This window comes from Pseudomonas fitomaticsae, from assembly GCF_021018765.1.
Lineage (GTDB): Bacteria > Pseudomonadota > Gammaproteobacteria > Pseudomonadales > Pseudomonadaceae > Aquipseudomonas > Aquipseudomonas fitomaticsae.
Genome location: NZ_CP075567.1, coordinates 2900558 through 2910328 on the forward strand (window position 1 = coordinate 2900558; position 9771 = coordinate 2910328).

Consider the following 9771-nt stretch of genomic DNA (forward strand, 5'->3'; position numbering starts at 1 on the left):
CATAAAGCCCGGAACCGCCGCCCGGCGGTTCACGAGGGAGACCCGGCATGACTGACTCTAACGCTGTAACCCCATCCCGGCGCGTGCTCGCCGGTTCGATCCTGGCGCTTGCGCTGGGCATCGCTTCGGCATACGCCAGCGCCGCCGAAGTGCCCGCCGGCAAGATCGACGCCATTACCGCCGGCACCCACGTTTCGTTCGGCGCGCTGAAACACGTCAAGGCCGGACTGCTGGATGTGTCCTACGCCGAAGTCGGTCCCGCCGACGGCCCGGTGGTCATCCTGCTGCACGGCTGGCCCTACGACATTCACAGCTACACCGATGTCGCCCCGGCGCTGGCGCAGAAGGGCTATCGGGTGCTGATTCCCTACGCGCGCGGTTATGGCGACACGCGTTTCCTGTCTGCCAAAACCGTGCGCAACGGCCAGCCGGCGGCGCTGGCCAAAGATCTGATCGACTTCATGGACGCCCTGAAGATCAAGCAGGCCGTGCTTGGCGGCTATGACTGGGGCGCGCGTACCGCCGACATCGTTGCAGCGCTCTGGCCCGAGCGGGTGAAGGCGCTGGTGGCGGTGAGCGGTTACCTGATCGGCAGCCAGGACGCCGGCAAGACGCCGCTGCCGCCGGCGGCGGAGTTGCAGTGGTGGTATCAGTTCTACTTTGCGACCGAGCGTGGCCGTCTGGGCTACGAAAAGAACACCCACGACTTCGCCAAGCTGATCTGGCAGCTGGCCTCGCCGAAGTGGAACTTCGACGACGCGACCTACGACCGCAGCGCCGCCGCGTTGCAGAATCCGGATCACGTCGCGGTGTCGATCTTCAACTACCGCTGGCGCCTGGGGCTGATCAAAGGGGAAGCGCAATACGATCCGCTGGAGAAAAAACTCGCGGCATTTCCCTCGATCGGCGTGCCGACCATCACTCTGGAGGGCGACGCCAATGGTGCGCCGCACCCACCGGCCGAGGCCTACGCCAAACGCTTTACCGGCAAGTACGAGTACCGGCTGATCAGCGGCGGTATCGGCCACAACCTGCCGCAGGAAGCGCCGCAAGCGTTCGCCCAGGCGGTGATCGATGCCGATCATCTCTGATTGCCGGCCGAAGGGGATCCGACCATGAAATTCAACCATTGGGCCGTGTTGCCAGCGGCCATTGCGCTCGCGGCACTGGCGGCCACCGGTGTCGCGTTGGGCGAGGCCGATGACGGCGATGCCTCGCCGATCTACGGCGTGAAACTGCCGAAAAACTATCGCCAGTGGGCGCTGATTGCCCCGGCCCAGGAAGCCGCGCCGCTGGATGAACTGCGCGCAGTGCTGGGCAATGACCGGGCGATCAAGGCTTACCAGAGCGCAACGCTGCCGTTTCCCGATGGCACGGTGCTGGTGAAGCTGGCATGGAAACACGTGCAGTCGCCGGAGTTCGAGCCGGCCTCGATTCCGGGAGCGGCCACCACCGTTCAGGTGATGGTCAAGGACTCGCGCAAATACGCCTCGACCGGTGGCTGGGGATTCGGCCGTTTCATCAACGGCAAACCCGCCGACGAAGCCCAGCACCAGACCTGCTTTGCCTGCCATCAGGCGCGGGTGCAGAACCACGATTTTGTCTTCACCCGATACGCCCCCTGAATCCGTCATACGAGGAACATCCAGATGAAAAAAACACTGATTGCACTGAGCATCGCTGCGGGCCTGTGCCTGGGCGCCAATGCCTTCGCTCAAACCGCCAAACCCACGGTCGTGCTGGTGCACGGCGCGTTTGCCGACGCGTCGAGCTGGAACGGCGTGGCGAAGATTCTCGAGAAGGATGGCTACACGGTGATCGCCGCCGCCAATCCGCTGCGCGGCGTCAAGAGCGATGGCGCAGCGGTATCGGCGTTGCTCAGCAGCATCCAGTCGCCGGTGGTGCTGGTCGGTCACTCCTATGGCGGCAACGTCATCAGTGATGCGGCCAACGATCATGCCAATGTCAAAGCGCTGGTCTACGTCAGCGCCTTTGCCCCCGAAGCCGGTGAAACCGTTGCCGGGCTGGCCGGCAAGTTTCCCGGCAGCACCCTCGGACCAACGCTGGCGCCACCCGTTGCGCTGGCCGACGGCGGCAAGGACCTGTACATCCAGCAAAGCAAGTTCCACGACCAGTTCGCCGCCGATGTCCCGGCTGCACAAGCGGCGCTGATGGCGGCTACTCAACGTCCGATCACCGAAGCGGCGCTGAACGAGCAGGCCGGAACGCCGGCCTGGAAGCACATTCCGTCGTGGTACATCTACGGCGACAAGGACAAGAACATCCCGCCCCAGGCGATGGCGTTCATGGCCAAGCGTGCGGATGCCAAGGCCGTTGCAGTGGTGAAGGGCGCCTCGCACGTGGTGATGGTGTCGAACCCGGCACCGGTGGCCCGGCTGATTGAAAAAGCCGCGGCGGCCAACTGAAAACCTGCGACGTGCCGAGGCGCGTCGCAGGTCTGTCACTTCCCGCTCAGGCAACGGACACCTGCGGCGATGTTGCCGGTGCCAGTCTGAGCAGAGGGGTGATGCCGAGCATCAACAGCAGTACTGCGAACAGCAAGGTGTACGCCGGGCCATAGTGTCCGGCGTATTCGCGCAGGGCACCGAACAGCAACGGCCCGAGCGCGGCGATCAGGTAACCGATGAACAACATGAACACCGTCCACAATCCGGCCTGTTCGCTGGTGCGGGCGTGATCCAGCGGCAAGGTCATGGCCACGGTGAAGCCCATACCCAGCCCGATGGCCGCGAGCACCACGTACAGCATCGGCCAGTACGCCGGCAGGAACGCCATGCCGCCCACCCCCAGCAGAGCCAGCAACGCCGACAACCCGAGCAGACCGCGCCGGTCGTGGGCCTTGCCCGGAATCAGTCCCGCACCCACGCTGGCCACGGCGAACACTGCAGTAAAAATGCCCAGCAGGATGCCCGGGGAAACACTGGATGTGGCCGCTTCCACCGACGCTGGCGCCATCCAGGCGAAGAGGGCATAGACCACGAATTGCCCGGCACCGAAATTCAACGCGATCAGCCAGGCCTGCGGATTGCCCCAGGGCAGGCGTTTGCTCGGGCTCGATGGCGATTTCACGGTGGGCGCCGGTGTCGCAAAACGCCGTGCCATCCACACCCAACTGGCGACGGCGGTGAGGCACAGCACGCTCCAGACTCCGGCGCTGACTCGCCAGTCCTGCGCCAGCTCGGCAATCGGTGCGCTGAGCACCGCCGCGAGGGTTGCGCCCAGACTCAGGCCGCCGGCATAGATGCCCATGAACAGCGCCGGCCGTTGCGCAAAGTGGGTCTTGATCCACGCGCCGGTCATCGCGCCGGCAACCGCAATGCCGATGCTGGCAAAGAACGTACTGCCGAGCAGGACGACTGCATTCGGCGAGATCGCCCGCAACAAGGTCGAGGCGCCCAACAACGTCAGGGCGACCACCACACTGCGATCGATCCCGAAGCGCATGGCGAGGCTCGGAACCACCAGCGCAAACACACCCATGCACACGTCGGGAATCGAAGTCAGCAGCGCGGCCTGGGTGTAGCTCAACTGGAAGTGCTGCTGGATCAACAGCAGAATCGGCCCCACCGAAATGATCGGCGGCCGCAGGGCGATGGACAGGATCAGCAGGCCGGTCACCGCCGTGATGCTCTGCTGGTGGCCGGAGAGATTGCGGGTGATTGCCATGGGAAAGGCCTCATTGATGAACAATGAGCGCAAGGCTAACAATGGGCCGGTAATGGCAAATGCCAGGGTTTGTCGCCAAAGTGACAATCACCGCTTTAACACGATCAAGGTCTGTTTTCAGGAGACGCCAGCCGATGAAACGAGAGGTGCGCAAGGTCATCGCCCAGCGTGAGTCCGCGCCGCGCAGCGAACGTTATCCCGACTATCAGGATGTGCCGCGGGTAATGACCGTGCTGGTGCGTGATCAGGCCACCGGCGAATACAACGAGCCGCACGTGCATCGGCACGGGCAGTTGCTGTATGCCTCGAACGGCGTGATGCGGGTGGCTACCGAGCGCGGCTTGTGGATCCTGCCGCCGAAGCGGGCGCTATGGATTCCGCCCGGAATGATCCACGACCAGTTGATGCTGAGCGCGGTCAAGATGCGCTCGATCTACATCGAGCCGCAAGCCTGCGCAGAGTTGGGCCATCACTGCAAAGTACTGGAGATCCCCGGACTGCTGCGCGAGTTGATTCTGGCCCTGGCCGAGCAACCGATCGAATACCCGCAGGAAGGCCGCAACGCGCACATCGTGGCGTTGATACTCAGTGAATTGAAGGGAGCCCGGACGTTGCCGATCGAAGTGCCGTGGCCGGTCGACCGGCGACTGGTCACGGTGTGCGAGGCGATTCTGCAGGATCCCGGACAAGACCATTCCATCGGCTATTGGGCAGACCGGGTCGGTGCCAGTTCGCGCACGCTGATACGCCTGTTCGTCAATGAAACCGGCCTGAATTTCCGCCACTGGCTGCAGCAGGTGCGGCTGGCGACCGCCATCGACCGGCTCGACAAGGGGCAATCCGTCGGGGTGATTGCCCGGGATCTGGGCTACGCCAGCCAGAGTGCCTTCAGTGCCATGTTCAGACGGGTGATGGGCGAATCGCCCCGTGAATTTCTCGTCCGCGATTAGGGCGTTTTGGCGATTCCGATACCTTCGTATTCTGTCGTCGAAGGGAGGCGGGTGGTATCAATGACGCTGCTGTTGCAGGTGCACTGAACACCATCCCTCGTTCCGCGAGGAACCTTCGAAGAGTGAGAATCCTGATGCTTTTATACCTATCGACCTGGTCCGAAATCGCCCAATTCCTCGAACGCAGCCGCACCATCGTCATCCCGATCGGTTCCAACGAACAGCACGGGCCGACCGGCCTGCTGGGCACCGACTGGATGTGCCCGGAAATCATCGCCCATGAAGCGCAGAAAAACGCCGACATCCTGATTGCCCCGACCTTCAACATCGGCATGGCGCAACATCACCTCGGCTTCCCCGGCACCATCTCGCTCAGGCCCTCGACGTTCATCGCCGCCATCGCCGACTGGACCCGTTCGCTGGCCGCCCACGGCTTTGAAAAGATCTTTTTCCTCAATGGCCACGGCGGCAACATCGCGTCAATCGAAGCCGCGTTTTCGGAGCTGTACGCCGAAGCGAGTTTCGCCCGACGCAAGGCCGGGTTCGCCCTGAAGCTGTGCAACTGGTGGGACCTGGAAGGGGTCAACGAGCTGGCGCGCGAGCAGTTCCCGACCGGCCACGGCATTCACGCTACCCCTTCGGAAATCGCCGTGACCCAATGGGCCTACCCCGATTCCATCAAGTCGGCCGACTACTCGCCGCAGATCGCCAATTGGGGGCCGATCCGGGAAGCGGCGGATTTCCGCGCCCGTCATCCAGACGGCCGCATGGGCTCGGACCCGGCCCAGGCTTCGCCGGAAAAGGGTCGGCAACTGGTGGAAATGGCCGCTCGCGGTCTGGTCCAGGAGGTCCAAGCTTTCAGCCGCGAATCATTGCTCGACTGAACCGTCGCCCTGATCAACGCCCGGATGTTCCGGGCGTTGCTGTTTCAACCCTTGGGAAAATCGCCATGTGGACTATCAAGCACAGCTACATCGATGGTGCGTTCGTGCCCGTTCAGGGCCGCGAAACGATCGAATGCATCAACCCGGCGACGGAGTCCGTCATCGGGACGGTCACCCTGGCCAATCGCGACGATGCCAGGCAAGCCATCGCCGCCGCCCAGCGTGCGCAAGTCACGATGGGCCGCACCTCGAAAGCCGAGCGCATCGACATGCTCAGGCGCCTGCAGGCGGCGGTGCTGGAGAGCACCGAAGAAATACGCGACACCGCGATCGACGAATACGGCGCACCGTTGGCCCGCGCGCAATGGGTCAGCCAGTACGCCTCGCAATCCTTCGCCAACGCGGCGCAGATTCTCGAAAACTACGAACTGGTGCGACCTGTGGGCCGTGCAAGCGTCGTGATGGAACCGGTCGGGGTGTCCGCGTTGTTCGCGCCCTGGAACAGCACCGCCGGTACGGTGTGCAGCAAACTGGCGACGGCGATTGCCGGCGGCTGCGCTTCGGTCATCAAACCGAGCGAACTCAGCCCGTTGCAGACCCAGGTGCTAGCGCTCGCCTTGCACCGTGCGGAACTGCCAAACGGGGTGATCAATATTGTCTCGGGCCGTGGCGGCGAAGTGGGCGACGAGATCAGCACCAGCCCGCACATCGCGAAGGTCTCGTTTACCGGCTCCACTGCCACCGGAAAACTCATCGCCCGCGCCGGCATCGAGACCATGAAGCGGGTGAGCCTTTCGCTCACCGGCAAGTCGGCATCCATCGTGCTCGACGACGCGGATCTCGAAACGGCCATCCCCATGGCCCTGAATGCTGCCTTCATGAACAACGGCCAGGCCTGCGTCGCCGGCACACGGCTGTTGGTGCCGCGCGCGTTCCTGCCGCAGGTGATCGAGCGGGTAAGAGCCTTGGTCGACGCCATAGTGGTCGGTAATCCCCATGATCCGGCGACTGCCATCGGCCCGTTGGTCAACCAGGCGCAGTTTGATCGCGTGCAGGGTTTTATCCGGCGCGGGCTGGAGCAGGGCGCGCGATTGATCGTCGGCGGGGAGGGCAGGCCTCACGGACTGAGCAAAGGCTATTTCGTGAAGCCCACGGTGTTTGCCGATGTCAGCAACGACATGGACATCGCCCGGGAAGAGATTTTTGGTCCGGTGCTGTCGATCATCGCCTTTGACGATGAGGAAGACGCCATCCGCCTGGCCAATGCCAGCGTCTACGGTTTGCAGGCGTATGTGTTCACCCGCGAGGTCGAACGTGGCCGACGCATCGCTGCGCGGCTGGAGGCCGGTTCGGTGTTGATCAACCGGATCGCACCGGAGCTGCTCGCGCCGTTTGGCGGGGTCAAGCAGTCGGGGATCGGCAGGGAATTCGGGTTGTCGGGGCTGGAAGCGTTTCTTGAAGCGAAAAGCATCGTAGAGGACTGACAACGGCAGCAGGGCAAACAGGATCAATCCTGCTTGCCCTGCTCAAGTCATTGCGAATCAGCCCAGTGCTTCGATGGCCCGTGCAACGCCCGCACCGTATGCCGGATCGGCCTGGGTGCAGTTTTCGATGTGGCGTTGCCGGGTCTGAGCGCTGGCGCCATGGATCGAGCGCGCGGTGTTCTCGAACAAAACCTGTTGCTGGGCGGGCGACATGGCCCGGAACAGCGCGCCTGGTTGCGAGAAGTAGTCGTCGTCCTCGCGGTGGTTCCAGTGCCCCGCGCTGCCTTTCAGGGCCAGCGGTGGTTCGCTGAAATCCGGTTGCTCGGCCCACTCGCCATAGCTGTTGGGCTCGTAGCCGATTGTGCTGCCCGCGTTCGCATCGGTGCGCATCTGGCCGTCCCGGTGATAGCTGTTGACCGGGCAGCGAGGCGCGTTCACCGGGATCTGATGATGGTTGACGCCGACGCGATAGCGCTGGGCATCGCCATAGGAGAACAGGCGGGCCTGGAGCATTTTGTCCGGTGAGAAGCTGATGCCGGGCACCACGTTGGCCGGGTTGAAGGCCGCCTGTTCGACGTCGGCGAAGTAGTTGTCCGGGTTGCGGTTGAGTTCGAGCACGCCGACTTCGATCAACGGGTAATCCGCGTGGGGCCAGACTTTGGTCAGGTCGAACGGGTTGATCGGGTAGGTCTCGGCGTCCAGTTCCGGCATCACTTGCACGTAGAGCTTCCATTGCGGGAAGTGGCCTTCCTCGATGGCGTTGTACAGGTCGCGCTGGGCGCTTTCGCGGTCATCGCCGATCAGTGTCGCGGCTTGTTGATCGGTCAGGTTCTCGATGCCTTGTTGAGTCTTCCAGGTGAACTTCACCCAGAAACGTTCGTTCGCCGGGCTGATGAAACTGAAGGTGTGGCTGCCGAAACCGTGCATGTGGCGGTAGGTGCGCGGCAGGCCACGATCGCTCATGACAATCGTGACCTGATGCAGCGCTTCCGGCAGTAAGGTCCAGAAATCCCAGTTGTTGCGGGCGCTGCGCATGTTGGTGCGCGGGTCGCGTTTGACCGCATGGTTGAGGTCGGGGAATTTCAACGGGTCGCGCAGAAAGAACACCGGCGTGTTGTTGCCCACCAGATCCCAGTTGCCTTGCTCGGTGTAGAACTTGATGGCGAATCCACGGATATCGCGCTCGGCATCCGCCGCGCCACGCTCACCGGCCACGGTCGAGAAACGGACGAACACATCGGTGGTCTTGCCTACGCTGGAGAACAGCCTGGCTTTGGTGAAGCGGCTGATGTCATGGGTGACGGTGAAGGTGCCGAACGCACCGGAACCCTTGGCGTGCATGCGCCGTTCCGGAATGACCTCCCGATCGAAGTGCGCCAGTTTTTCCAGCAACCATACGTCCTGCAACAGCATCGGGCCTCTGGGGCCGGCGGTCTGTACGTTGTTGTTATCAACCACGGGCGCGCCCGCGGCAGTCGTCAGCTTGTTCATGCGCAACTCCTGGCTTTTGTCGGTTTCCCGCCATCACATCAAAAGCCCCGGGCGCGATCTATTGCACCATGGTGTCGTCGGATAGCACCAAGGTGTGGTTGGAACGGATTGCGTTTTGGTGTCGGCAGAAAGCGGATCAGGCGAGGGTGATGCTGACCTTGATGTTGTTGCGCGTGGCCTTGGAGTAGGGGCAGTTCTGGTGCGCCGCGTCGATCAGTTGTTGCGCCACTTGCGGTTCGATCTCCGGCAGTGACACCGCCAGTTTCGCTTGCAGGAAGAACCCGTGCTCGCCGTGGACCAGGTCGATTTGAGCATCCACCCCGGCCATGGCCGGAAAAACGATCTTGCGCGCATTGCAGGCGTGGCGCAGCGAGCCGAGGAAACAGGCTGACCAGCACACGGCGAACAATTGCTCGGGGTTGGTTCCGGAGCCGGGCGCACCCGGTGGCGACAGCTTGAGATCCAGTCGGCCATCGTCACTGCGTCCTGTGCCCTCGCGGCCGCCTGTGGTGCAGGTATGCGCGGAGTAGAGGGTTTTTTCGATATCGATCATGGGCATTCCCTGAAAAGCATTTCACAGCGTGGAGGGCGGTTCATGTGGCCCGCGTGGGTTCATGACATTCGCGTGCAGATGCACCCGCCAGCGCGTCGGCCGTGGCCACGACTTCAGCGCCGCGATGGCCAAGATTGTCGAGCAGGGTCGAGCGGGCGATCTCGATCAGCCAGGCGCGAAACGGAAAGCTCGGGTCATGGGCGGCCTGTTTCTGATAGAGCGCCCTGAAGGCTTGCTGAACGAGGTTGCCGGTGTCTTCGCGACGGACCCGCCCGGCCTGCACCTGACCTTCGTAGAAGGCGATGAGCAACGGCGTCACCGTCGCGAACAGCTGTTGCGCCTCACCCCGGCCATGCCGGACGGCGCCCGCGACCAAGGCATACAGTTCGTCGTTGCCGAGCCGGTCTGACTCGCACAGGCAAGTGTGGCGATAACCTTCAGCCATGGTCGAATCCCTCGCAAAACCATCGTTCGACTGAGCGCGGCTGCCGGAAAGATTTGCAGGTGGCCCGGCGTTCAGCGGTGAGATTCAAGCCTGCCTTCACAGCCGAATGACTGCCAGTTATGCGTTGTTAGCGCTTGTTAGCGTCCGGCTATCGAGGTAGGTCGCGTGGTGACTTTTTCGCTGGCCACTCAAGACTCTGCAGCGGTTTTCGATGCCCGTGGCCTGCACGAAACGGCGGTACGGTGTACGAGCATTTTTGACATCCCTGTCCCTTTGC

10 protein-coding genes are annotated in these 9771 nt (G+C 63.0%); 6 read left to right on the forward strand and 4 right to left on the reverse strand.

The annotated features are described in order from the left end of the window. Positions 1-47 precede the first annotated feature (47 nt). The 3 genes from KJY40_RS13075 to KJY40_RS13085 are packed head-to-tail and all read left to right on the forward strand — an operon-like array spanning position 48 to position 2426. A complete protein-coding gene (locus KJY40_RS13075) occupies positions 48-1091 on the forward strand; it encodes an alpha/beta fold hydrolase (RefSeq protein ID WP_230737315.1) in 1044 nt (347 codons plus the stop codon). A 24-nt stretch (positions 1092-1115) separates the two neighbouring features. After that, a complete protein-coding gene (locus tag KJY40_RS13080) occupies positions 1116-1625 on the forward strand; it encodes a cytochrome P460 family protein (protein ID WP_103386289.1) in 510 nt (169 codons plus the stop codon). 24 nt (positions 1626-1649) lie between these two features. Beyond that, entirely contained in the window at positions 1650-2426 is a 777-nt protein-coding gene (locus KJY40_RS13085; protein ID WP_230737318.1) for an alpha/beta fold hydrolase, read from the forward strand. Between the two features lie 46 nt (positions 2427-2472). Here the strand turns inward: KJY40_RS13085 and KJY40_RS13090 are convergent, their stop codons facing one another. After that, positions 2473-3687, reverse strand: coding sequence for an MFS transporter (locus KJY40_RS13090; protein ID WP_230737320.1), 1215 nt, complete (start codon positions 3685-3687; stop codon positions 2473-2475). 134 nt (positions 3688-3821) lie between these two features. Between KJY40_RS13090 and KJY40_RS13095 the strand changes: the two genes are divergently transcribed. From KJY40_RS13095 to KJY40_RS13105, 3 genes are all read left to right on the forward strand, one after another. Next, positions 3822-4637 (forward strand): AraC family transcriptional regulator, encoded by an 816-nt coding sequence (locus tag KJY40_RS13095; protein WP_230737322.1) that lies wholly within the window; start codon positions 3822-3824, stop codon positions 4635-4637. Between the two features lie 134 nt (positions 4638-4771). Then, on the forward strand, positions 4772-5521 hold the full coding sequence (locus KJY40_RS13100; RefSeq protein ID WP_230737323.1) for a creatininase family protein: 750 nt from the start codon (positions 4772-4774) through the stop codon (positions 5519-5521). A 65-nt stretch (positions 5522-5586) separates the two neighbouring features. Further along, positions 5587-7005 carry an aldehyde dehydrogenase family protein gene (locus KJY40_RS13105; protein ID WP_230737325.1) on the forward strand — a complete coding sequence of 473 codons (1419 nt, stop codon included), beginning with the start codon at positions 5587-5589 and terminating at the stop codon, positions 7003-7005. A 57-nt stretch (positions 7006-7062) separates the two neighbouring features. On the opposite strand, the gene KJY40_RS13110 is transcribed toward KJY40_RS13105, so the two are convergent. The 3 genes from KJY40_RS13110 to KJY40_RS13120 all read right to left on the reverse strand — a co-directional run bounded on the left by KJY40_RS13110 (position 7063) and on the right by KJY40_RS13120 (position 9494). Next, positions 7063-8496, reverse strand: coding sequence for a catalase (locus KJY40_RS13110; RefSeq protein WP_230737327.1), 1434 nt, complete (start codon positions 8494-8496; stop codon positions 7063-7065). 136 nt (positions 8497-8632) lie between these two features. After that, positions 8633-9049, reverse strand: coding sequence for an organic hydroperoxide resistance protein (locus KJY40_RS13115; protein WP_085610216.1), 417 nt, complete (start codon positions 9047-9049; stop codon positions 8633-8635). Positions 9050-9089: 40 nt separating this feature from the next. Continuing rightward, positions 9090-9494 (reverse strand): hypothetical protein, encoded by a 405-nt coding sequence (locus tag KJY40_RS13120; protein ID WP_230737328.1) that lies wholly within the window; start codon positions 9492-9494, stop codon positions 9090-9092. Between the last annotated feature and the right edge of the window lie 277 nt (positions 9495-9771).